The sequence below is a fragment of the Halobacillus campisalis genome, assembly GCF_030345335.1.
Lineage (GTDB): Bacteria > Bacillota > Bacilli > Bacillales > Halobacillaceae > Halobacillus_A > Halobacillus_A campisalis.
In genome coordinates, this window is record NZ_JAPVRC010000005.1 from 97,749 (window position 1) to 121,692 (window position 23,944).

At 45.1% G+C, this 23,944-nt stretch carries 25 protein-coding genes; 1 reads left to right on the top strand and 24 read right to left on the bottom strand.

Annotated features, from left to right (window positions below):
- Positions 1-70: 70 nt before the first annotated feature.
- From rpiB to rpoE, 22 genes are all read right to left on the bottom strand, one after another.
- Positions 71-511, bottom strand: a complete 441-nt coding sequence (gene rpiB / locus O2Q26_RS11935; RefSeq protein WP_289216118.1) for a ribose 5-phosphate isomerase B — start codon at positions 509-511, stop codon at positions 71-73.
- A 1,215-nt stretch (positions 512-1,726) separates the two neighbouring features.
- Positions 1,727-2,338, bottom strand: a complete 612-nt coding sequence (locus O2Q26_RS11940) for a low molecular weight protein arginine phosphatase (protein ID WP_289216119.1) — start codon at positions 2,336-2,338, stop codon at positions 1,727-1,729.
- 65 nt (positions 2,339-2,403) lie between these two features.
- Positions 2,404-2,940: a manganese efflux pump MntP gene (locus O2Q26_RS11945; RefSeq protein WP_289216120.1), complete on the bottom strand. Its 537-nt coding sequence runs from the start codon at positions 2,938-2,940 to the stop codon at positions 2,404-2,406.
- 66 nt (positions 2,941-3,006) lie between these two features.
- Positions 3,007-4,041, bottom strand: coding sequence for an L-threonylcarbamoyladenylate synthase (locus O2Q26_RS11950; protein ID WP_289216121.1), 1,035 nt, complete (start codon positions 4,039-4,041; stop codon positions 3,007-3,009).
- A gap of 216 nt (positions 4,042-4,257) precedes the next feature.
- Complete coding sequence (locus tag O2Q26_RS11955) at positions 4,258-4,575, bottom strand: hypothetical protein (protein ID WP_289216122.1); 318 nt, start codon at positions 4,573-4,575, stop codon at positions 4,258-4,260.
- A 50-nt stretch (positions 4,576-4,625) separates the two neighbouring features.
- Positions 4,626-5,234, bottom strand: coding sequence for a stage II sporulation protein R (gene spoIIR / locus O2Q26_RS11960; RefSeq protein WP_289216123.1), 609 nt, complete (start codon positions 5,232-5,234; stop codon positions 4,626-4,628).
- Positions 5,235-5,289: 55 nt separating this feature from the next.
- On the bottom strand, positions 5,290-6,129 hold the full coding sequence (gene prmC / locus O2Q26_RS11965; RefSeq protein ID WP_289216124.1) for a peptide chain release factor N(5)-glutamine methyltransferase: 840 nt from the start codon (positions 6,127-6,129) through the stop codon (positions 5,290-5,292).
- 1 nt (position 6,130) lies between these two features.
- A complete protein-coding gene (prfA, locus tag O2Q26_RS11970) occupies positions 6,131-7,201 on the bottom strand; it encodes a peptide chain release factor 1 (RefSeq protein ID WP_289216125.1) in 1,071 nt (356 codons plus the stop codon).
- A 98-nt stretch (positions 7,202-7,299) separates the two neighbouring features.
- Entirely contained in the window at positions 7,300-7,689 is a 390-nt protein-coding gene (locus tag O2Q26_RS11975) for a hypothetical protein (RefSeq protein ID WP_289216126.1), read from the bottom strand.
- Positions 7,690-7,751: 62 nt separating this feature from the next.
- Complete coding sequence (locus O2Q26_RS11980) at positions 7,752-8,612, bottom strand: dimethylarginine dimethylaminohydrolase family protein (protein ID WP_289216127.1); 861 nt, start codon at positions 8,610-8,612, stop codon at positions 7,752-7,754.
- Positions 8,563-8,868, bottom strand: a complete 306-nt coding sequence (locus O2Q26_RS11985; protein ID WP_289216128.1) for a hypothetical protein — start codon at positions 8,866-8,868, stop codon at positions 8,563-8,565. The genes O2Q26_RS11980 and O2Q26_RS11985 overlap by 50 nt, the downstream gene beginning before the upstream one ends.
- Positions 8,869-9,173: 305 nt before the next feature.
- A complete protein-coding gene (locus O2Q26_RS11990; RefSeq protein ID WP_289216272.1) occupies positions 9,174-9,794 on the bottom strand; it encodes a thymidine kinase in 621 nt (206 codons plus the stop codon).
- 311 nt (positions 9,795-10,105) lie between these two features.
- Positions 10,106-10,351 carry a type B 50S ribosomal protein L31 gene (locus O2Q26_RS11995; protein WP_253937177.1) on the bottom strand — a complete coding sequence of 82 codons (246 nt, stop codon included), beginning with the start codon at positions 10,349-10,351 and terminating at the stop codon, positions 10,106-10,108.
- A 145-nt stretch (positions 10,352-10,496) separates the two neighbouring features.
- On the bottom strand, positions 10,497-11,789 hold the full coding sequence (gene rho / locus O2Q26_RS12000; protein WP_253937176.1) for a transcription termination factor Rho: 1,293 nt from the start codon (positions 11,787-11,789) through the stop codon (positions 10,497-10,499).
- A 174-nt stretch (positions 11,790-11,963) separates the two neighbouring features.
- A complete protein-coding gene (locus O2Q26_RS12005) occupies positions 11,964-12,125 on the bottom strand; it encodes a hypothetical protein (protein WP_289216129.1) in 162 nt (53 codons plus the stop codon).
- Between the two features lie 68 nt (positions 12,126-12,193).
- Positions 12,194-12,319, bottom strand: coding sequence for a hypothetical protein (locus O2Q26_RS12010; RefSeq protein WP_289216130.1), 126 nt, complete (start codon positions 12,317-12,319; stop codon positions 12,194-12,196).
- A gap of 254 nt (positions 12,320-12,573) precedes the next feature.
- Positions 12,574-13,860, bottom strand: a complete 1,287-nt coding sequence (gene murA / locus O2Q26_RS12015; protein WP_289216131.1) for a UDP-N-acetylglucosamine 1-carboxyvinyltransferase — start codon at positions 13,858-13,860, stop codon at positions 12,574-12,576.
- Between the two features lie 66 nt (positions 13,861-13,926).
- Positions 13,927-14,571: a fructose-6-phosphate aldolase gene (gene fsa / locus O2Q26_RS12020; protein WP_289216132.1), complete on the bottom strand. Its 645-nt coding sequence runs from the start codon at positions 14,569-14,571 to the stop codon at positions 13,927-13,929.
- Between the two features lie 98 nt (positions 14,572-14,669).
- Entirely contained in the window at positions 14,670-15,533 is an 864-nt protein-coding gene (gene fba / locus O2Q26_RS12025) for a class II fructose-1,6-bisphosphate aldolase (protein ID WP_253937173.1), read from the bottom strand.
- A 172-nt stretch (positions 15,534-15,705) separates the two neighbouring features.
- The gene (locus O2Q26_RS12030; protein WP_289216133.1) at positions 15,706-16,071 is read right to left on the bottom strand and encodes a response regulator; all 366 of its coding nucleotides are present in this window, start codon (positions 16,069-16,071) and stop codon (positions 15,706-15,708) included.
- A 334-nt stretch (positions 16,072-16,405) separates the two neighbouring features.
- On the bottom strand, positions 16,406-18,007 hold the full coding sequence (gene pyrG / locus O2Q26_RS12035) for a CTP synthase (protein WP_289216134.1): 1,602 nt from the start codon (positions 18,005-18,007) through the stop codon (positions 16,406-16,408).
- A 224-nt stretch (positions 18,008-18,231) separates the two neighbouring features.
- On the bottom strand, positions 18,232-18,768 hold the full coding sequence (rpoE, locus tag O2Q26_RS12040) for a DNA-directed RNA polymerase subunit delta (RefSeq protein WP_289216135.1): 537 nt from the start codon (positions 18,766-18,768) through the stop codon (positions 18,232-18,234).
- Positions 18,769-18,959: 191 nt separating this feature from the next.
- Here rpoE and O2Q26_RS12045 point away from each other — a divergent pair, with 191 nt between their 5' ends.
- Complete coding sequence (locus O2Q26_RS12045; RefSeq protein WP_289216136.1) at positions 18,960-19,280, top strand: hypothetical protein; 321 nt, start codon at positions 18,960-18,962, stop codon at positions 19,278-19,280.
- A 969-nt stretch (positions 19,281-20,249) separates the two neighbouring features.
- Here the strand turns inward: O2Q26_RS12045 and O2Q26_RS12050 are convergent.
- Together O2Q26_RS12050 and O2Q26_RS12055 are read right to left on the bottom strand one after the other, a co-directional pair.
- On the bottom strand, positions 20,250-21,878 hold the full coding sequence (locus O2Q26_RS12050; protein WP_289216137.1) for a DUF2207 domain-containing protein: 1,629 nt from the start codon (positions 21,876-21,878) through the stop codon (positions 20,250-20,252).
- Positions 21,879-22,666: 788 nt separating this feature from the next.
- On the bottom strand, positions 22,667-22,861 hold the full coding sequence (locus O2Q26_RS12055) for a hypothetical protein (RefSeq protein WP_289216138.1): 195 nt from the start codon (positions 22,859-22,861) through the stop codon (positions 22,667-22,669).
- Between the last annotated feature and the right edge of the window lie 1,083 nt (positions 22,862-23,944).

Sequence of the window (23,944 nt, forward strand, 5' to 3'; positions counted from 1 at the left end):
AAATGATTCACCCGTGACGTATGATTTACAACAACTAACAGTCATCCTGATCCGTTATCCATCTATTCTATTACTTATTCTCGTATTCGGCAATCTTATTGATACGATTTTTGTGGCGGCCTGCCTCAAATTCGTTTTGGATCCATGTTTTTGCGATTTCACTTGCAAGTCCAGGACCGATAACGCGTGCTCCCATGCATAACACGTTTGAATCGTTGTGTTGACGGGTGACTTTTGCCGTGAAAAGGTCGTGTACAAGCGCGGCGCGTATGCCAGGTACTTTATTTGCGGAGATCGACATGCCGATGCCTGTTCCGCAAATGAGAATCGCTCTGTCGAATTCGCCGGAAGCTACCCGTTCCGCTGCGGGAATCCCATAGTCTGGATAGTCGACGGAGCCTTCGCAATCGCAGCCGATATCTTCGAATTCCACGTCCAACTCTTTCAGGACCTCAGCTATTTCAAGGCGAAGGTTCACGCCTCCATGATCTGAAGCTAAAATAACTTTCATGCTCGTGCCACTCTCCTCTGTCCAATAATCACTTTATCCATTTTATAGTGACAGGTCTTTACGGCTGTGTCAATTGAACAAAAAGCTTATTCTGCCAAGTTTTTTCACTTTTACCAAAGAGCAAATAACTCGCTTTCAAAGTTAGAAGACTCGCCGTTCTCTAAGGCCACCATACGATTGATAGTCTTGTACCTACCTTAATTGTAATTAGTTTCGAGATGTTTCAGGAAATTTCCGATACTGAGAATAGTGGTTGAAGGTCCGAGAAATGACTCGCTTTCCATGGGCGTACGGTGAGCTTCCACGGGCTAACGCCCTGTGGGATCTCACCAAGTACTGTTCTCCCATAGGAGTCTCGCCATTTCCCGGACCTTCTTCTCGTTTAAGTGGATATCGGAAACATCAAAGGTATTGCTTCTAGTGGTAAAGAGCTAAAGTCGTACAGCAGGACACTTTCATTTATGTAGCTTAAGTAATACTCACTCTTCAAAGACAGGGGTTCGTTCATTCTACTCTGAATGGGATGGTTAGGAAACGACGAGACTCCCGCGGGAGAAGGAGTTAGGCAAGATCCCACACTGAGGAAGCTTGCCAGTTCCCCCGCAGGAAAGCGAGTTGTTTCCTAACCATCCCTACGTTCCATAAGGTGACGAACCCATTTTCTTTTCACGGAATCAAGAAAAATAAGTTCTCAGTGTTGAATTTTCGTATAAGGAAATGACACCTGAAGAATCGTTTAGGAGTTTTTATTGGAGAATTGATTTTTGGAGAAACAAAGAGTAGTGTTTTAATTCTTTTGTAAAGGGTTAAATAATTTCGATTCCTATGCCATTTAACCAAAGAGCGTTTGGTGAACGGAGAAACTCTAACAAGAGATATTCATTCCCTTATTCCGTCCCCATTAATTAAATGGGGGGTTTTAGGAATGGGCGAGACTCCTGTGGGAAGAGAGTGATTGGTGAGACCCCGCAGGACGAACCGTCCGAGGAAGCTCACCGCACTCCCACGGAAAGCGAGTCCATTCCTAAAACCGCCTCCACTCAGCTCGATGACGGAAAGGCTGGCAGCAGAAACAATGCCCTTCTATAGAACTATCAACAACCACTTGTAACAAAACGACCTAAAAGGGATTTAATATAGAGAGGATTAGTTCATGAGGGGGAAAGATCGACACTGTCCTATCCAGTGGCTGAACAGGACACTTCGAAAATTATTCTACTCTGCTTGCTTTTTCACTTTCTCTACTAAACGTTCAATCGTTTCATTCAATTCATCACGCGTTTTACGATAAACTTCCAGGCTTTGACCGTACGGATCAGAAATATTCAAGTTCGGCAGCTTTTCTTCCGCCTGCTGAATCTCTTGAATCTCAGCATTGAGCTCGCGAAGCAAATGCTGCTCCAGCTCTACTTCGTTCATCTGCTCATCCGCATGGCTTAAAACCCAGGCGCGCTTTTCTTCAAACTGGGCATATAAATCCGTCAAATGTCTCCATTGCTCGTCATCGACATAGACGTATTCTTTCAAAGTGAAAAATTTATTTTGAACCTCTGGATATTGTAAAGCCAGAGTCTGCTTATGGCTTTCAGTCATACATAACACGATATCAGCCCATCCAAGCACATCTTCGTTCACTTGCGATGAGGTTCCATCGAAGAATAAACCGATTTCTTCAAGAACAATCGTAGTTTTTTCATTGATCGGAAGATTGGCTTCAGCAAATATTCCTGCTGACTTCACGTTCGCTTCATGTTTTTTTGCTTTCATAAGCGCTTCAGCCATCGGGCTCCGACATGTGTTCCCTGTGCATATGAAAAGTAGATTCAAAGCTTATCCTTCCCTTCTCAACTCTTTCTTCTATATTAACACACGTATCTCATACAAAAAATATATTAGAATATTGTATAAAGCCCGAGGGCACATAAAATACTCCCTCCGAAAATCTCACTGTAAGCGCCGACATAGCTTGTCACTCTTTTGCCTACTAGAAACCCGAGCCACGTCAGCAGTGTACTCATCATTCCGAACGATATCATCGCAAAATATGCACTTATATTATTTAAGCCCAGGCTGAAGCCGATTGGAAAACTATCAATACTGACACTGAACGCAAAGATCCACATACCAAATCCGGCAATCGTATGGACCGGTGAATTCTTCTCCGTAAACGACGCCAGTACCGTATAAACCCCCATCGTCAGCAAAAGCAGACCGCCGGCTAATGACGCCCATTCGACAACATTCGCAAACAGCCATTTTCCGAGAAGCATTCCGAGTCCTGGCATGATCATATGTAACAGACCAACGAGCAAGCCAGCAAGCCCGATGAATTTTAAACGAACTGACTGCATCCCCATCCCTAAAGATACTGAAAAAGCATCCATTCCCAGTGCAATCGATAATAATATAATTGACGCTAAATTTTCCATTCCCACGAAAAAGCCCCCTCCTAGGACATGCTAATGTAGCGTATGCGCAGGAATGGGGGGATATGATTAGTGCTGGGTGATTTTCTGGGTAGCCGCTTTTTGCAGACGGTTCATAATGGCGGCACCGACTCCTTTTTCTTCAAAGCTTTCACATAAAATGACGTCGATGTCCGCTTTTTTATACTGCCTGAGAGCACGGTAAAGCTGCCCGGCGATTTCCGGCAGATTTTCTCTTGAACCACAGGCTGTGATGACGTCGTGGTCGAGTTTACCGGCCAGTTCGTTGCTTGCGATGACAGCTGTGCGACGGTTTTCTTCCTTTATATGCAAAAGCTGCTGCTGGAAAAAATCGTCGTCGCCTTCGATGAGCCATAGAGGCGACTCAGGTGCATAGTGGGTATATTTCATACCTGGTGATTTAGGCTGTTCCTTTTGATCCACAAGGGCAGGATCTACCATCACTTCCGGAAGGATGCGCTCCAAATCTTCTTTCGTCACTCCGCCCGGACGCAGGATGACGGGGATTTCTGACGTACAGTCGAGGACGGTCGATTCGACGCCGACCCCTGTCGGACCGCCATCGACGATGCCCGAAATCCGGCCGTCGAGATCCTGCTTTACATGCTCGGCTTCAGTCGGACTCGGACGTCCCGAGCGGTTTGCGCTCGGAGCGGCGAGCGGCAGGCCTGCCGCTTGTAAAATCTGCAAGGCTACGGGGTGACTCGGCATCCGGACGGCTACCGTGTCTAATCCTGCCGTTACGTTCTGTGCGGCCGTATGATTACTCGGTAAAATCAGCGTCAACGGCCCCGGCCAAAATTCATCCATCAGCCTGTGGGCAACTTCCGGGATCTCTGTGACCAGCTGCTCCACCTGATCACGGTTTCCGACGTGGACAATCAGCGGATTATCCGCCGGACGACCCTTCGCTTCGAAAATCCGCTGGACGGCTGCTTCATGGGTGGCATCTGCCGCCAGCCCGTACACCGTTTCCGTAGGAAAAGCAACGACCTGTTGATCTCTCAACAACGCCGCTGCTTCTTGTATAGTTTCTTCATTTATCGTTGTGGATACATTCCATATTTTCGTTTGATTCGTCATGCCTGAATACTCCTTTATTCAACACGTTCTTCTATATATTATGAATAATCGTCGATAAATTCGCAAATTCAGGCGTTATTCACAGGTTACCCCCAACTAATCCACAGATTCATCCACATATCCATAGGTTTATCACTCTAATTGTAGGATGAAGCTGTTGACTATTCACAGGTTATCCACTGTTTTTAAACAAAATGTGCATAAATCATCCAGTTATCAACAATTTATTCGATACGTCCACAACTGTTTTTCTTTATCTTTTAATACGAATTGTTGATGATCCAGCAGTGTATCGAGTTCTGTGGAATGGCTTTTCACCTGTACTTCTTTAATATTCTCTTCTTTCAAGTAGGATTGGATCAGTTCGAATACGTAGAGAATGCCCGTTTTCGATACGTTCCCTTCTACCTGCAGATTCCTCAATTGTTTTACACCGTTTCCTTGTTCGCTTAACATGAACCTTCCTACTTCATCGCTTTCCTTTTTGATCACATATAAGCTTTCATTTCCAGCCTTCAATTTCTCAATATGCATAGGCACCCACCTTTCTTCTACTACTCTATGAAACCGGGGGGCTCGTTATGCTAGGATATCAACTTGTTAAACAGCTTTACGAGGAAGAACTCCACTTCTTGTTCTTCCGATTCCTCTTTCTCTTCCGGCTCCTGCTCTACTTCCTCTTCAGCTGAAACGGTCGCTCCGTTAGAAAAATCAAGGAAACATAGCGGCGGGAATAGGACACACCACCAGTTGTCGCCCTCCCCTTCTCCTAACGTGATCAAAATGGCTTCATACTCTCCAGCCGGGTAAACGTACGTACCATATAATTTCGTCGGGAATTTGACCGATGTATCATAATTCACTGTGTAGCTCTGTTCCAGTCCGGATTGCTCGACTGTCTCTTCTACGATGGCGTCGATTTCATCCATGCGTTCCTGAATAAGTTCACGGGCCGCTTCGATGGACGTCAATGATTCCACCCACGTCGTAATTTCTGCGTTGACGCGATCGCGGACTTCACGTTTCAAGGCTTGCGCCTGGTCATCGTTATTATCGGCAAGAATTCTCAGCCGAATCGCTTCATCGGGGATGACTTGATATTCCGCCCCGTTTGCCTTTTCTTCCGTTGTTCCGAACATGAACGTCGTTAAGCTTATTGTGGATAACATTAAAATTATGATGACATTTTTCATAAAAAATTCCCTCCCTGTTGATAACCATTGTGGGCAGGGAAGGAATGTTTTAAACCTATGAATCTAGAATTGCAAAAATCATCCGGTCTTTTTTGTTGATGTCCTGCTCGATCGTGACATGATAGTTTGCCAGATGAGCGTGGATAAGCTGTTTGACGGCTGCTCCTTGCTCATGTCCGATTTCAAACGCGATCATGCGAGGTTTATCATTACGGCTTGCGGTCTGCTGGATGATCGTTTGATACGCAGCGAGACCGTCGGCGTCGGCATACAGCGCAAGGTGCGGGTCAAAATTTTGCACGGTGTCGTCGAGCTGCTCGTGACGGGCAATGTACGGCGGATTTGAGACGATGACGTCAATCGGCTCGTGATCGAGCGGTTCCAGGAAGTCTCCTTTAAACCATTCGATTTCAGCACCGTTTGTTTGTGCATTTGATTTCGCAACTTGCAGCGCTTGCGGTGATATGTCGGACGCAAGGGTGCGTCGCCCGGTTTCAAGTTTCAGCGTGATCGCAATAATGCCGCTGCCTGTACCGATATCAGCAATGGTTTGATCGTCAGGCTGCAGTCTTTTCACAACGCCTTCAATCAGCTCTTCGGTTTCAGGACGTGGAATGAGAACGTCGGAATTGACGGCGAATGTCCGCCCGTAAAAATCCGCTTCGCCAATGAGATGCTGAACAGGTATGCCGGTTGTGGCGTGCTGCTCGACTTTTTTTATGAACATCTCGACTTTATCCTGCGGAAGAGCGTCCCGTTCATAAGCGAGCAGCATCGAGAATTTCATCTGCAGCAGATCCTCCAGTAAAAGATCGGCTACGCGTGGCTCCCGGTTATGCTTTTTCAAAAAAAGAGAAGCCCAGCGGCGGGCTTCCTCAATCGTTGTCAGGTTCATATTATTCACCAATAGACTCTAGTTTTTTCGTTTGTTCTTCGATCAGCAGAGCGTCTAAAATCTGATCCAGGTTCCCCTGGAGAATGTGATCCAGCTTCTGCAATGTCAGGCCGATGCGGTGATCGGTAACACGGGTCTGCGGGAAATTGTACGTACGGATACGCTCGGAGCGGTCACCTGTACCAACGGCCGATTTACGTGTTTCGTCAAGCTCGGCTTGCACTTCACGCTGATGCTTATCGTAAATTCTCGCACGAAGGACCTTCATCGCTTTTTCCTTGTTCTTGATCTGGGACTTTTCATCCTGACAGGAAACGACGATTCCGGTTGGCACGTGCGTCAGGCGGACGGCAGACATCGTCGTGTTTACACTTTGTCCACCAGGACCGCTTGAAGCGAACGTATCGACACGAATGTCTTTATCATGAACTTCGACTTCCACTTCTTCCGCTTCAGGAAGAACCGCAACTGTCGCTGTCGACGTATGGATCCGTCCTCCGGATTCGGTTTCAGGGACACGCTGCACACGGTGAGCGCCGTTCTCGAATTTCATTTTGGAATAGGCACGCGGACCATTCACCATAAAAATGATTTCCTTGTAGCCGCCCACTTCATTGGCGGTTGATTCGATGACTTCGATCTTCCAGCCTTGCGATTCCGCGTAACGGGCATACATGCGGTAAAGGTCCCCAGCAAATAAGGAGGCTTCATCTCCGCCGGCCGCTCCACGAATCTCCATGATCACGTTTTTGTCATCATTCGGATCTTTCGGAAGCATAAGGATCTTCAAGCGCTCCTCAAGCTCCGTCTTCCGTTCTGAAAGCTCGTCGATCTCTTCTTTGACCATGTCGACCATATCGTCATCCATGCTTTCTTTCAGCATCGCTTTGGCATCGTCAAGCTGTTCAGCTACCTCTTTATATTCGCGGTAAGCGATCACCGTATCTTCAAGACCAGCTTGTTCTTTAGAGTATTCACGTAATTTATCCGTATCCGAAATGACTTCAGGATCGCTAAGTAATTCATTTAATTTATCATAACGATCTTCAAGTGTTTGTAAACGTTCGATCAATGGTATGCACCTCTTTCTCCATAACAGTACAATTATATTATAGAGAGGTGGCGGTTACAACCACATCTAAGGATCGGCAGGCAAAAAAGGAACTGTAATCACCTCGATTTGACCGTTACATTATAGTCAGGGACGGAATTCTTGATTTGATTCATGACTTCTTCCTTCACAGCTTTCTGCTCATCTTTCGTCAAATCGCCAGCCAGGCTGACCGTCACCCATGCCCGATCGCCGTCCATGATGATTCTCTCTACGTGGACACCAGGAACCGTATGGGCAGCATCGCGCATCTGATCACGCATTTGCTTTACCCCCCACGTTTCACCTACACGTTCAATCGACCGCGGGTTCGTTGGAGTGGTCTGCGGGTTATCCTCGAGTCCCATATTCATAATATCCTGCCGGTTCGTATGACCCTGTGACTCATCTAAATTCGGGGCACAAGCGGCAGTAAAAAGGATGAATAACAAGACAGTTAAACGAAACACGTTCATCACCTCTTCTCTTTTCCTCTAGTTTGACCGAGAAGGAGGTGATTATGCTTCATTCGTCAGGATTTACGGAAAATCGGCAGTGTACAGCAGCGGAAAGAACCACCCGATTTGATGATTTCAGAAAGATCGACTTCAATCACTGTAAAATCTTCATCACGGAGTGCTTGATTCACTTTTTTGTTCTGAGGGAGACTGATTACTTTTCTCTGCCCAATGGATAAGACGTTCGTCCCCATTTCGAATTGTTCCTGGTCATCCACTTCAATACAGCGGTATGTCTGCTTCAGTCTTTGTACATCCTGCTCCTCAAAAGCAGGAGAATAAATCAACGCTGTGCTCTCATCAACAAGATTGAATGCACAATCAAGGTGAAGAATCTCCTCACTGAGCTGTAGAGGCACTACTCTATGATCAGGCATCGACTTCTGAAGATGCTCCGCCGCACTCAGCGTCGTCCGCCCGCTTATGCCGACATAAATGACGTCATTATCAAGAATGACGTCGCCTCCTTCAATCGAAGGTCCCATCAGCCGCGTAAAGGAGATATTATTTTCGTCTAAGTAATCCACAAATGGCTTGACCTCTTCCTGTCTTACTTCACTGGCAAGAGACGCCACAAATATTTGATCATCAATGCAGAATCCAATATCTCTCGTAAACACCTGTTCATTCAGATTCTGCTTCGTCGGTAAGTATTCTACATCAATCTCATGGCTTTGCAGCACTTCTATGAATTGCACATGCTGTTCCATCGCCCGGTCTATGTCAATGTTTTCATTCGCAAAATGCTTTTGTGTTTCATTAATGATTTCTTTGATTTCCATATGTTCCGGCTTGCTTACCAGTACTCGCTTAAGCGTCGAATATTCATTCTGACATCCTTTGAACTGGTTTGAATTTGCGTTTCTCGTCTGCATCTTGATTCCTCCATCGCGTGGATTGGGTATTCTTTATATTTTCACATAAATGGACATACTCTAAACATAAATCATGAATCTTCTTATTCTTAGTGATGATCAAACTTTCCTCCACACACTCCTGACATTGCTCGACAGAGGATTTGACCGCCCAGTCACTGTTCGTTTTCTCACTTACCTCGACAGCGTATAAATAAGCATCCGAGCATTCTTTTAATAGTCTTGCTTCTTTAAGTGCAGTACTTGACGCTTTCATATGTATTCTCCTTTTTCATTTAGTTTTCCTCTTTTTATTTTTTGTGAAACGGAGAATAGCACATTGGTGCCGAAAGTTGCTGCTTGCGAGTGGCGGCTGTGAATGACGTACGTGCTGCGGATGGGCTGGTGGCTGAATTATTGTTATTTTTGTTGTAATTATTCGTAAGTATAAAGGAAAATCCGTCAATTGTGGTCGAATAATCAGAGGGCCTATGAGAATTCGACCATTCCAGCCAATAATTCCTCCATCTCCTCCAGGCCGTTTTACAAAAAGCCCGTCCACTAAGTGAACGGGCTCCCCTTTTATTTATAAGTTTCGACGTGCGCCTTCACTTGCGCTTGCCTGGGCTTATTCGGCACCTCATGATGGTGACGGCAGCGGGGCTCGTATGATTCAGACGCGCCGACAAGAATAATCGGATCATCATAAGAAGCAGGCTTCCCATCAATCAAACGCTGCGTGCGGCTGGCTGGAGATCCACAAATCGGGCAGATCGCATTCAGCTTCGTCACACTCTCACTCAAAGCCATAAGCTCCGGCATTTTTCCAAAAGGCTCGCCGCGGAAATCTGTATCAAGACCAGCGACAATCACACGAATTCCGCGGTCTGCTAAACATTCCACGACTTCGAGAATATGCTCATCAAAAAACTGCACCTCATCAATACCAACAATGTCCACATCTTCCCCGACCTCAGGAAGAATCGCTAACGACTCGCTCATTGGACGAGCAATTACAGACGCTCCATTATGGGATACGATGGAATCCTCTTTGTACCGATTATCAATGAGCGGTTTGAACACACGCACCGATAAATTTCCATATGTAGCTCTGCGTACCCGGCGGATCAGCTCCTCCGATTTACCACTGAACATACTTCCACAAATCACTTCCACCCATCCACTATGCTTCATGACATACACGTCCACAGTCGCTCCCTTCTACATCTACCGTAATCATTAAAAAAGCTCTCTCTGGGCGACCGCTCTACAGCTGATCGCCTCAGGACAGCTTTTTTAATTAGTTTAAGCTTCGAGAGGCAGGCCTTCGCGACGTAAGCAATCTACCTACGTGAAGAAAGTTCGCTTCACTTCGGCATCTTGCTTTCGCGTTTCAGGCCTAAGCGCCTCTCTCCGCTTTTCTTTCTAACAAAAAACAGGCAAACGGTAAGATAATTTGCCTGTTTTTGTTCAAAATTATGCAATGGACACCTTTATCGGGTGTGCATTCATTATTATGAAAGGTTATATTTTTTCTTAAAGCGATCGACACGGCCGCCAGCTTTGTCAGCTTTCTGCTTGCCTGTGTAGAACGGATGAGACTCTGAACTAATTTCAACACGAATTAGCGGGTAAGTGTTTCCATCTTCCCATTCGATTGTCTCTTCAGATCCTTGTGTAGATCCGCTTAGAAATTTGAAATCAGAACTTGTGTCTAGAAATACCACTTTACGGTATTCTGGATGAATTGCTTCTTTCATGTTCTTCCACTCCTTTTTGCCCTGAGTCCTTTGAAACAGAGTTATTGTAAGAGCCTTCGAAGGTTAGTCGTGACACCTTGTACTGAAACTCACATAGAAAGATTATATCAGCCCTAGTAAGGCAATGCAACATCTAATAGATTTATTATTTTCTAGCTCCGGCTTTCGCCGTTTTCCCCTGCATCTCTTTGTCCATTACGTCGAAAAATTCTTCATTGCTCTTCGAGGAGCGAAGTCGGCGTAAGAAACGCTCGGCGAAATCGTTGGAGTCGGACATCGTTTTACGGATCGCCCAAATTTTATCCAGTTCGGTTTTCGGCAGGAGAAGTTCTTCTTTACGCGTTCCTGAACGGACGATATCGATAGCTGGGAAGATTCTTCGTTCAGCCAGGCTGCGGTCGAGGTGCAGCTCCATGTTTCCTGTTCCTTTGAACTCTTCATAGATGACGTCATCCATGCGGGAGCCTGTATCGACTAGCGCAGTAGCAAGAATCGTCAAGCTGCCGCCTTCTTCAATATTACGTGCTGCTCCGAAGAACCGCTTCGGCCGGTGGAAAGCTGCTGGATCGATACCGCCTGAAAGTGTACGTCCGCTTGGCGGAATAACCAGGTTATAGGCACGAGCTAAGCGGGTGATGCTGTCCATTAAGATGATTACGTCACGCTTATGTTCCACTAAACGCATCGCGCGTTCAAGGACAAGCTCAGCCACTTTGATATGGTTTTCTGGAACTTCATCAAAAGTGGAGCTGACTACATCCACGTCAGGTGCAACAGAACGTTCGATGTCTGTCACTTCCTCTGGACGCTCATCAACGAGGAGAATGATCAATTTAGAATCCGGATGGTTGACTGAAATGCTGTTGGCCATCTGCTTAAGCAGCATCGTTTTCCCTGCTTTTGGCGGAGCTACGATCAATCCACGCTGACCGTAACCTACCGGAGACATAAGGTCCATGATTCTTGTCGACAGCTTTTTGCCTTCTGTCTCAAGCTTCATTTTCCGGTCAGGATAAAGCGGAGTTAATGCTGGAAAATGGACGCGTTCTTTAGCTGTTTCCGGGTTTTCACCATTAACGGCATCTACGTGCAGTAGACCATAATAACGTTCGTTTTCTTTAGGAGGGCGAACCTTACCGGAAACTTTATCACCATTACGCAGATCGAACCTGCGGATTTGTGACGCTGAAATATAAATATCTTCCGCACTCGGCGAATAATTGATTGGACGTAAAAAGCCGAAGCCTTCAGAAGGAATAATTTCCAAAATTCCATCCATGAATAAGAAGCCGTCTTTCTCGGCCTGTGCTTTTAGAATTGCAAAAATCAACTCTCTCTTCGTAAGCTTAGCATAATAAGAAACTTTGAACTGCTTAGCCAGCGAGTAGAGTTTTTTCAGGGTCATAGTCTCTAAACTTGAAATTGTTACTTCTGACACGAAATCACCACTTTAATTTATTTTTTCCTGTAGACTTGTATACCCGAGCATGCCTTCGATTCATCTATCTAACTAATATTTTCTTTTTGAAAAATTGGGACGTGAAGAATATACGGAAGGTGATAGAAGCTCTTCTTGAGGGTTACGAAATTATTTATCTTTAGTAAACTCTACTCATTGTACAACTTGTATGGATAAGGATTCAAGTAATTTTGCTGGCAGGTTGTAGGAGGTGTAAAAAAAGTGAAGAAAGCCGGATCCCTCCGGCCTTCTATTTTCTTTTAAAAGATTCATTTTTTCTTCTGTCCAGCTGTAAGGGGCAGGCCTTCGCGTCATAAGCAATCTACCTCCATCGAGAAAGATCACTCGATTGCGGCATCTTGCTTGGGCCCCCACGACGGGGGTCAGATCGACGTTGCCACAGGATGTGGCGTTCTTAGTCGATCTTCCTTGAAATACCGCTCGCCTTCGCTTTTCTGCTGTCCAGCTGCGAGAGGCAGGCCTTCGCGTCGTAAGCAATCTACCTCCATCGAGAAAGACCACTCGATTGCGGCATCTTGGTTGGGCCCCCAGGACGGGGGTCAGATCGACGTTGCCACAGGATGTGGCGTTCTTAGTCGATCTTCCTTGAAACAGGCCTAAACGCCTCTCTCGCTTTTCTTATGTCCAGCTGCAGCGGCCAGACACTCGCGACATAAGCAATCTACCTACGTGAAGGAAGATCGCTTCACTTCGGCATCTTGCTTATGCGTGTCGTGTCTAACGGGCCGCTTCCGCTTTTCTTTTATGAATTCTGGAATTGTTCTACTTCTTCTTTGGACATTTCTTCGCACCAGATTTTTCCGCCTAGTTCGATGAGTTTGTTGGTTATGTTTTCGTAGCCTCGTTCGATGTGGTCGATGCCTGTGATTTCTGTGATCCCGTCGGCCATCAGACCTGCTATTACGAGTGCGGCTCCGGCTCGTAAGTCGGTGGCTTTTACTTTGGCACCTTGCAGCTTGGAGGGGCCGGCTACGATGGCGGCTCCGCCTTCGACTTTGATGGCTGCGTTCATGCGGCGCAGTTCATCGATGTGCTTGAATCGGGCCTGGTAGATGGTATCGGTGACTACTCCGGTTCCTGTCGCCTGGGTGAGCAGGGATGTGAACGGCTGCTGGAGGTCGGTCGGAAATCCTGGGTAGACGAGTGTTTTGATGTCGACACTCTTCAATGATTTTCCTGGCCTTACATACAGCTGTTCGTCATTTTCCTCTATGGTTACGCCCATTTCGCGAAGCTTGGCCAACAAGGATTCCAGGTGCTGTGGGATGACGTTATCAATGATCATTTCTTCGCCCTGAGCGGCTGCCATGATCGTGTAGGTTCCGGCTTCGATCCGATCGGGTATGATGGTGTGCAGACAACCGTTCAGCTCGTCTACTCCTTCGATGCGGATAACATCTGTACCGGCTCCTTTGATTTTCGCGCCCATGCTTGCCAGCAAGGTGGCGACATCGATGATTTCGGGTTCTTTCGCGGCGTTTTCGATGACAGTTCTGCCTTTCGCTTTGACAGCGGCCAGCATGATATTAATGGTGGCTCCGACACTGACAACGTCTAAGTAGATGCGTGCACCGCGCAGCTCTTTCGCACGCAGATAAATCGCGCCTTGTTCGTTTGTGACTTCAGCACCGAGGGCTTGAAATCCTTTGATGTGCTGGTCGATCGGACGAGGTCCTAAGTGACAGCCTCCGGGAAGGCCGATGACTGCTTTGTTGAAACGACCGAGCATCGCTCCCATAAAATAATAGGAGGCTCTCAATTTTTTGACGCGGCCATTAGGCAGCGGCATGGAAATCATTGTCGAAGGATCTATTTCTACTGTTTGTCCATCTTTACGTACAGTTCCGCCTATTTCCTCCAGTAGCTCTGAGAGAGTCTGAACGTCAGAAATATCCGGCAGTCCTTCGATTGTTACTGTTGAATTCGCTAATATGGCTGCAGGAAGCAAAGCGACAGCACTATTTTTGGCTCCTCCTACGCGTACTTGTCCGCGCAGACGAGTGCCACCTTCTACTAATAATTTTTTCATGAGAAACTCCTCACTTTAAGCGCAAAGATTTTGTGCTTAGTGTATGCATCTTTTACCAATTCACTCTTATTTTTGATTATTCCAGTCATTGAGGAATTTTTCAATACCCTGATCCGTAAGCGGGTGCTTCACCATTTGCTCAAAAAGCTTAAATGGAACAGTTGCGATATGGGCACCATTGATCGCTGCTTCCGTTAAATGGACCGGGTGGCGCACTGAGGCGGCGATGATTTCAGAATCAATCGCATGACGATCGAAAATTTCCGCTATTTGAGCAATCAAGTCTACACCATTGTGGCCGATATCATCTAATCTTCCTAGAAAAGGAGAAACATAGGAAGCACCTGCGCGAGCGGCCATCAAGGCTTGGTTCGCGGAGAAAATGAGCGTGACGTTCGTTTTGATGTTTAAGTCGCTCAATGCTTTTACAGCTTTCAGTCCTTCAAGCGTCATCGGAACCTTTACCGTAATATTCGGTGCAATGGCGGCTAATTCTTTAGCTTCTCGCAGCATCCCCTCGGCATCCAGAGAAATGACCTCAGCACTGACCGAACCTTCAGTGACTTCAGAAGTAATTTCACGAAGACGTTCATGGAAAGATACGCCTTCTTTCGCTACTAAACTCGGGTTTGTCGTTACCCCGTCAAGCAATCCCAATGCGTTAGCCTCTTTTATCTCTGAAATACTAGCTGAATCAATGAAAAATTTCATTCATATTCCTCTCCTTTTTAAAAAAATATCGAATGATTGCGTTTTCATACATTTTGAAAAGGAAACCGCTACTCAGTAACGGCTTCCTTCTATGTGTCTTATGCTTTTTGTGATGAACCGAATTCACGCATTTTTCCAATAACGGTTTCCTTGATCGCGTCACGACCAGGTCCAAGATATTTACGTGGATCATATTGCTCAGGCTGTTCTTCAAGCACTTTACGTACTGCTTTACCTTGAGAAATTTGGTTCTCCGTGTTTACGTTGATTTTAGCTGTACCGAAAGAGATAGCTTTCTTGATATCAGCTGTAGGGATTCCAGTACCGCCGTGAAGTACAAGTGGCTTGTCTACGATTCCCATGATTTCTTCCATACGGTCGAATCCTAGGTTAGGCTCGCCTTTGTAAGGTCCGTGTACGGAACCTAGAGCTGGTGCGAAAACGTCGACGTTTGTCGCGTCTACAAGCTCTTTACACTCAGATGGAATTGCGTAAGCTGCTTCAGCATCATCTACGATAAGATCGTCTTCTTGTCCGCCTACACGGCCAAGTTCAGCTTCAACAGATACACCGTGAATGTGTGCAAGTTCAACTACTTTTTTCGTAACCGCGATGTTTTCTTCTAGAGGATCGTGAGAAGCGTCGATCATGACAGAAGTGAATCCAGCATGGATTGCTTCTGCACATTTCTGGAAGCTTGAACCGTGATCTAAGTGAATGGCAACAGGTACAGTAGTACCGTATGATTCCATAAGTGATTTAACCATCGCTACAACGACGTTGAAACCGCCCATGTAACGACCCGCACCTTCAGATACTCCAAGAATAACTGGAGACTGCTCCTCTTCAGCAGCCTGAAGAATAGCCTGGGCATATTCTAAGTTGTTAAGGTTGAACTGTCCTACTCCGTAGCGTTCTTCCTTAGCTTTTTCTAGCATTTCTTTCATTGAAACTAATGGCATGAAAGATCCTCCTTTAATGTATATACTTCTCTATTACTAACATATATTTTATGTATATTACAAAAAAAATATGTTATGTAAGCTTAGGCACAGTACTAGAATACCAATACGCTTTACAAGGTGCAACATCAAAGGAGAGAGTTAACGCTTTCATCCAAAAAAAAGATGTGGTTCACACATCCTCTATTGTTTGTGCCACTAGTTCTCGCATGACATGAATGTCGAACGGCTTGGAAATAATTTCTTTTACAAAGGGATATTCCGCTTCATCTGCAATAGATTTCGGAGAGAGTCCGGTCATGATTAATACGGGTTTATGATAGTCCTGGCCGTGTAAGTATTCGAGCACTTCTCCTCCACTCATCGTCGGAAGCCGATAATCCATTAAGATTAAGTCTGGATTGTGCTTCGTCACTTCTTCACACGCTTGTTTCCCTGTTTTTGCTGTAATAATTTCATAGCCATCGCCTTTTAATAATTCTTCCAGCAACATGCGTATGCCTGGTTGATCGTCTACTATAAGTACTTTGTTTCCCATTTTTCACAACCTTTCCATCAAAACATGCATCTCCTATACCTTTTATGTCTTTTGGTCTATAACTTCTACAAATTCAAGGCGTTCTCCTGCATATTTTTTAAAATAGTGAGAAGTTTGCAAGAAAACCACTTTTTTTATCTTTTTCTTCTTTAGAAAAAGGAAGAATCTGCTGATTTTTGTCAAAAAATGCGGACACTAACTTCTAAGATTTTCAGGTGCACCATTACTCTGTAATTTTCTGGACGTTTCTATTTTAGTACGCCAGCATCCATCTAAGTAGTAGAGCCATAAAAAAACTCGAACGCTTAAAAAGCGTTCGAGGCGTACTTCACTATTATTTCGTATTCATTATCGCACCGATAAAGCCGTGGAAAAGCTCCTGCGGGCGGGTTGGACGTGATTTGAATTCAGGGTGGAACTGGCTGGCTACAAACCAAGGATGGTCTTCGACTTCGATAATTTCAACGAGACGGCCATCAGGGCTTGTACCTGAGAAAATAAATCCTGCCGCTTCCATTTGCTCACGATAGTGGTTATTGAACTCAAAACGGTGGCGGTGGCGTTCGTACACGACTTCTTCACCGTACGCTTCCATCGCTTTTGTACCATGCTTCAACCGTGAAGGATAAATGCCTAGACGCAGTGTACCTCCAAGGTCAGAGATTTCTTTTTGTTCAGGCAGCAGGTCGATGATCGGATGAGGCGTCGATGGATTGATTTCGGCAGAGTGCGCGCCTTCAAGTCCAAGTTCATGACGAGCAAATTCAACGGTTGCCAGCTGCATGCCTAAGCAAATTCCGAGGAAAGGTACTTTCTCTTCACGAGCGTAACGGATCGCCTGAATCTTCCCTTCTATCGCACGGTCTCCGAACCCTCCAGGAACAAGGATGCCATCGACATCGCTCAATTGGTCCGCGACGTTGCTTGCAGTCACTTCTTCAGAATTCACCCACTTGACTTCGATGTCCGCATCGAAGCTGTATCCTGCATGCTTAAGCGCTTCTACGACAGAAATATACGCATCCGGCAGCTCGACATATTTTCCGACAAGGCCGATTGTCGCCTTCTCTTTTAAGTTCTTCACCTGATTCACGAGATTGTTCCACTCCGTCATATCAGCAGGTGCGGTCTGCAAACCGAAATGCTGACACGTCAGCTCGTCCAGCTTCTGTTCCTGCAGTGTAAGAGGCACATCATACAATGTATCAGCATCTCCTGCTTCAATAACAGCCTGTTTATTAATGTCACAGAACAACGCGATTTTCTCTTTCATATCATCGGAAATTTCGCTTTCCGTACGCAGTACGATGACGTCAGGCTGGATACCCAGGGAACGCAGCTCTTTCACACTGTGCTGGGTAGGTTTCGTTTTCATTTCACCCGCAGCCTTTAAATAAGGAACGAGTGTACAGTGCAAGTACATGACGTGATCGCGGCCGATATCGCTCTTAATTTGACGAATCGCTTCAAGGAAAGGAAGAGATTCAATGTCCCCGACCGTTCCGCCGATTTCGGTAATGACTACATCCGCATTCGTCTCGTGTCCTGCGCGGAAGACGCGGTCTTTGATTTCATTCGTAATGTGCGGGATAACTTGGACCGTTCCGCCCAGATAATCACCTCGGCGTTCTTTTTTGATGACGTTTGAGTACACTTTACCTGTGGTGATATTGCTGAACCGATTCAGGTTGATATCGATAAAACGCTCATAGTGACCAAGGTCAAGGTCGGTTTCTGCACCATCATCAGTTACAAAAACTTCGCCGTGCTGATAAGGGCTCATTGTTCCTGGGTCGACGTTGATATACGGGTCGAATTTTTGGATTGTCACTTTCAATCCTCGATTTTTCAGCAAACGTCCAAGTGATGCTGCTGTAATTCCTTTACCTAATGATGAAACCACTCCGCCTGTAACGAAGATATATTTTGTTGCCATGAAGTATCCCTCTTTCTATCCATTTCATTTGGTCGGCTATTCTATATATTGAAATTAAACCAGCGTCTCTATCCAAAACTCTTAACAATAAATGATAAGAGAGTCAGAAGGACAACGTTTAAAAAACAAAAAACGCTCCCCGGTAAAGGGGAGCGTTATAACGTTCATTCGAAAATTAAAGAGCCCAAATAAAATATTACCCATTTGGTCCTCGAAAGTCAACCTTAGGATTCTTCTTCCTCATCTTCATCGCCGACGAAGCTTACGTCCTCTTTGACAATCTCTTCTTCTTCCTCATCAAGCTCGTCCTCTTCATAATCACCTTCGTAATCATCGTCGGTGTCATCAAGGTCCAAGTCTTCATCGGTCAGCTCGATTTCGTCAAGGTCGTCCTCTTCTTCATCGTCAAAGCCTTCAACACCCAGCTCATCTTCAAGCAGCTTGGAAGGTTTTTTCTTTTTCTTCTTACGCTTCTGTGGAAGGGTCGCGATTTCTTCTTCCAGCTGCTCCACCGGATACCAGGATTTCAATCCCCAGCGGTTTGTACCGATAGTCATGAAGCCGCCATCAACGTTCAAATCTGTATAAAACTGCGAAATATTAGCTTCCTTCTGGCTTGCAGTGAAATTTTTCATTTTAGCAATACGCTCGAAGATTTCATTGAAATCTAACGCTTGTCTCTCATCTTTTAAAATGAGGATAGCAAGGTCGATCATGGAAATCTCTTGAACCTGCTCTTTGCTCAATTCTTTAACTGTCACGGTGCTAGCACTCCTTTATTCATTCATAGTCCATAAAAACAGCATACGAATGACATATAATCATAACCTTCATTATATGGTTAGCTTTAACAAAAATCAATCGTTGTATAAGGAATGGACGATCTTATTTGGTGCTGGTGCAATTTTGACGTAAAATAGAAGCAGATAATGAAAAAGGAGAGACATAATAGATGTTAAAAACACACCCCTTCAACTGGATCACCGCCGTTATTCTCATCATAGCACTCGGCATCTGGCTGTATATGAATTTTGGCTATATCCATGAAAAACACTTAACAGAAGCTGTCCTTGAAGAGAAATCTCATGATGATGAAGGCTACTATATTACGGTCGATGGAGAAGAAATCGTCGTAGAAGATGAAAGTCTCTGGATGGTCCTTGAGGAAGACGAGGCCTATGAGGTCACTTATGAATCGTATGGTCAGAAAAAACCGATGATCGTCGATATTAACCAGGCCCACGATGATGACTCCGTTGGTGGCGGTCACTGATAAAGGAACGAGCTTCTCACTGAGGAGCTCTTTTTTTCTTCCAATGGGTAAGTTTGAGATGGTTATACTATGTCAATTGTCTATATAGCAGGAGTGTGGGAGACTTAATTTCGAGACTTTCGTGAGTGGATAGGGCGGCGGGGAATGGCTCGCTTTCCGTGGGAGCGCGGTGAGCTTCCTCGGACGTCCCGTCCTGTGGGATCTCACTAAGCACTCTCTTCCCACAGGAGTCTCCCCATCCCCCTCCGCTCCTTCCTATATTAAGTTCTTCTCGAAATCACTTTAAGTAAGAACATACTAAATAAAATACGACAGATATACTCCTCCAAGTGTCAACCCATTATCTTCCATACTTAATGTGCATCGAACCAGTGTCGAGTTCATACGCCGCTGAACGAAACGATTCCGCTCTTACTAAAAAGTACCACATTATATTAATAAGCCATTTTCAAAATTACTGTTAAAAATACCGTTCAATGTCTTTTTTTATACTGCTTCTCTGTATCTGAGATTCTACATTGGAAGTTTCCGTTCCCTTAATCGTCGAAGAGGGCTTCGGAAATTGCGAGACTCCTATTTGGTAAGAGTATATGGTGATATTCGCAGTACTTCATCCTTAGTTATTATCATACGTCCTTGAAATTTGATCCATTTTCATACCTTAAAGTCAATTTTTTCTTAAAAAGTACGTTTCGAGCAACTTACAATCGTAAGGTGGCTTTAGAAAACGGTGAGACTCCTGCGGGATGTACATGATAGGTGAGATCCCGGAAGGCGAAGCCTGAGGAAGCCCACCACATGCCCGCGGAAAGCGATCCGTTTTCTAAAGCCACCATCTCCTCATATAAATGTCTCGAAACTGAGTCTCAAACATAAGTAGAGCTTATTATGAATACCAACACTGACATGTAATCAAAAACTAAAAAAGAACCCTCACAAAGAGGGCTCTCTACTCATCATTCCATTATGTTAGAAGGCACCTGATCCTCCACCGCCTCCGCCGACTCCAGTTCCTCCCCCCGCAACTCCGCCGGAGGAACCAGACGCAGCCGAGACTTCCTGATCAACTGTAGTAAAGCTGTTGTTTAAGGTTCCAGCGAGGACAAGAAAGATAACCCAGTCATGGTTAGACGCAGGTGTCATAGAAAGATCACGTTTCCCGAGCCCAATTTGATATAAAAGAGCAGGGAGCTGCTCATCTTTATCCCAGGATTTCCACTCGTCTCCTTTCTTCAAAGGTTTTAGATCTCCTTTTAACCTATGCCCTGTTACTGTTAAAGGTCTGTAGACGATCGAAAACGTTATAAAAAAGAGCATAAGAATTAAGGAGAAGAACATCCATGGCAGCTGACCGTTGATAGGAAAGAGAACGAGAAAAGGAAGAATGGACAGCGCAGCTATGATTGCCGTCCAGTTTAAGCCTGAAAACTTTTCCTGTAGATCATGCTGTTTGTATTCTTTCTTTACTTCTTCCTGCCACATTCTATAATGCTCCTGGTATTTTTCATGGTTCTCTTCATCTTTGGCATACGCCTCAAAATCTTCTGTGCTAAAGGTCTGTCCGTCCCCCACCTCATCAAACAGCCATTCAATCAGAATACTTTCGTGCTCATATTCCGTAGTCCTGCTGCTCAATTCGAATTCATGATCTGAGACCTTTTCAATATTTCCTTTTCGGTACAAATCTAGTAAAGCAGACGTTAACGCCTCTGTTGAAAGCATTCCGTGATTCATAAAAGCAATCATACCGGGCAGGCTTAACGAATCTTTAGGAAAACGACTGCCGCCGCTTTCCTGTCGTCTAGCTTCACGAATGGTTTCCGTTCGTTTCCTCCACGCTATAAAGGTAAGAGCAAGTGCAACGGCTAGAAATGCTCCGAAAATAGTAGGAGCCCAGTTCCCCCAACGTTCCTCACGCTGCGCTTTTTTTAACATCGCTGCATACAGGTCAGCTTGATCTTCTTTAATGGCTGGAAGTATCTCCTGGTCGCTTGAAGCCCCCGCAAAAATTGCCGCATCATAAGCGACTCTTATGTTTCCTTTGCTTCCATCAGGAACTTCACCAAGATGGAAAGTCACACTGCCATATTTATTGATTTCTTCCGTGTCATAAGCTTCCTCCTCACCGTAAGCCGCTTTTATATTTGCTGGTTCTGGCGGCACTACGGTAATGGTCAAGTTCTCGTAAGTAGACTCATTGCTGTCATCAAAGAATGGCCAATAAAACTGAGCGGCATCTGAATATATTTCTACTCCATCCTCGATCGTGTAAAAAAGATCGATGGTTACCGTTTCATCCTCTCCGCCGCGGAAGATTTTATAAAGCTCGTCTTCCTGCTCCACCTTTAAATCACTGCCGTTCTCAGCAGCCCGAAAATCTGTTATAGAAGTTCCTTCTTTAGGAATTAGACTGCGGGTAATTCCATTGAAGTCACCATCAAAACTGTACGTATGGGTTTCCTTCACTTCAACTTCTCCACTTTCCTGTAAGGAAGCTTGAATATCCGTCTGATCGATCTCAAAGTCAACCGCCAGGGCATGTATCGGCGTAACAGCGAGTAAGAAGAGCAGTATGAAGCCACCTATCCATTTTTTCATGTTCGTCCCTCGCTTTCTTGTTATATTTACGGTGTAAGATGGGAAAAGGATTCACTTTTCTTGGGTACAACCAAAAGGCCATCGTGCTGATATTCATATAGTCTACCTAATGTGGAAGATAGGTTTCGTTATTTTTCTTAGAAAAATGGGGGTCTTGGAAATAGATCGCTTTCCGCGGGGATGACGGCCAGCCTCCTCGAGCTAACGCTCTCCGGGGTCTAGCCAGTCCATCCATTCCCGCAGGAGTCTCACCATTTCCAAGACCCCATTACCATGATAAAAGCAACGAAACCACCATTAACTGAACTCAAAGAGATAACAATTAAAAGGCTATAATAGTAGTTTTATCTCTATTTTTAATATTCTAGATAAGAGTGAACCTGGTCAATTCCGAGAGTTTTTCTTAAACACAAGGGGCGGCGGGACACGGATAGCATCTTTATGTGAAGCAGTGTATGAACTAGACTGAGCTGGCGTAGATAAAGGAAACATGAAGAACGGAATGATTCAATGTTGACTTATCTTACAGAAGTGAAGGAAATTCGATAAGGAATCCTATAACTATTATACCAATACAGCTTGTAAGATATTTGATTGCCAATTAAACGTGTTCGTGAAAATGTAACCGAATATACATAGCAGAAAATACAGTGCTAATGCACCTCTTCTTTTAGAATGAGGTGCACCATATTAGGTTCATTTTAGTTTTGAGTTATATCTTTCGAATACTCGAATGTTGTTATTTCTTTTGCTACCGTTTCTTTCATTTTATTCCAGCATTCTCCACTTCACAAAGCAAAAATACCATCCGTCCCTTGTGTCTTTGCTTCAGATTCTTTAGTTGTTACTACCATCGGAACACTGGTATTTCGGGTGCTGAGCGGAATATGAATCATTCTTCCTTCACTACCTGAATAGTCTACACCTTCTGCAAATTTAACACTTAAACCGAAAACTTGATCGTTCTCTTTAATTTTTTTCATACACCAGGCACATCTCAACATATAATGTCACATCCTTTTTTATAGCTTATTAATAAAAAAGCGTGACGTTAATCCATTCCTATGCCTTCTTTTAGTAAGATCAAGCGGAGAAATAATAAGTGAGTTATTCAACAATATGGCAGGATGGTTGAAGACTTGATTTCGAGACCATCAGGGCCACGGAGAATGGCTCAGGCCACTGAAAAAACCATTCTGCCTTTGTCGTTGCTAGTCACGAATCGCTTATCGGTGGATGCTTGCCGCGGGCACGGCCTCAGCTAACTTGGTCAAGAAGAGCACTTGACCAAGTGGATCTTCGGCTCGCGCTGTTCCCGCAGGCGTCACCACCGAACGCTCATCGTGGCCTCAACAGAGGGAAAACGAAAAAAAGTGTTTTTCACTAATGTGGTTCTCGAACTTGAATCATTCCATCGTCCCGTGTCATGATGATTCCCTTCTCATTCCGAAACTCCAGCTCAGTCTAGTTCAAACCGGTCTGAACAAAGCCATGTCACATGAATAAAAGGGGTTTCGAGCTAACTTCCCGCCTTAATTATTAAGTGAAACTCTTTGGCAAGCCGCTTGAAACGAAAGGTATAGCTGCAAATGCTTTTCTATCTGTAAAGTGGTTTCGAGAGCCTTATTAGGCAGAGGGGCGGAGGGAAACGAGGAGACTCCTGGGGGATGAGCGGGACAGGTGAGATCCCGGAGAGCGAAGCTCGAGGAAGCTCACCGCCCGCCCCCCGGAAGGCGAGCCGTTTCCTGGAGCCCCTAAATTCCAACTTTGTCTCGAAACGGAGTCTTCTACATAAGGGGCTTAAATGGAATCTCAACAAGGAACTTTAACAAACACTTTATTAATAGCATATCAATTACTGGTAAAATCATTAAACCTCTTGTCGGGCTTGGAAACTGATTTAAAGGAGATAAGAGGCTCCCACAAGGATAGGATAGAAATTTGATTGCTATTACTGCCTTTCAATGTAGAACTGGGTGACTCCGGGAAAATCTATATCGCAAGGAAACGGGGAGACTCCTATGGGATATGCGGGTCAGATGAGACACCACAGAGCTCGAGGAGCC